This is a genomic window from Psychrobacter sp. 1Y4 (genome assembly GCF_051847555.1).
In genome coordinates, this window is record NZ_JBPYDE010000744.1 from 1 (window position 1) to 630 (window position 630).

1 protein-coding gene is annotated in these 630 nt (G+C 43.2%); it reads left to right on the plus strand.

All coding sequences use genetic code 11. The features are described from left to right. On the plus strand, nucleotides 1-489 hold a 489-nt coding region (locus ACS8FC_RS18650; RefSeq protein ID WP_459112986.1), incomplete at its 5' end, for a D-alanine--D-alanine ligase. Nucleotides 490-630 lie beyond the last annotated feature (141 nt).

Here is a 630-nt window from a genome sequence, read left to right on the forward strand (position 1 = left end):
CATGAAGGTTCAAGTATTGGTATGACCAAGGTCAACCATCTTGATGAGTTACCTGCTGCCTATGCCACAGCAGTACAGTGTGGTGATGCCGTGATGGCTGAGCGCTGGATCACAGGTCGTGAGTTTACGATTGTGATTATCGATGACGAAGCTTATCCTGTCATTCGACTTGAGCCTGCTGATATCACAAACTTCTATGACTTTGAAGCCAAGTACAATCGTAACGATACCAGCTACTATATTCCTTGCGGATTGAGCGCTGCTGATGAGAAGCATCTGCAAGATTTAAGTCTTGCGGCATTCCGTGCAGTAGATGCAAAAGGCTGGGGACGTATCGATGCCATGCAAGATGAAGCAGGGAATTTTTGGTTGCTTGAGATCAATACCGTGCCCGGTATGACCAGCCATAGTTTGGTGCCGATGGCAGCCAAAGCTAGAGGCATGGATTTTGATACATTGTGCTGGCACATATTATCGCAGACAGTCTAATTTTTTAATGTGGCGCTCATCATATTTATCACGATTTTTTAACAATGATTCTGATGACAATCACTTTGAGTAAATGAGCTATGTTAGAGCATGGGCAATGATAAATTATATAGAGATTTATAACTGCTCAGCTTTATCACT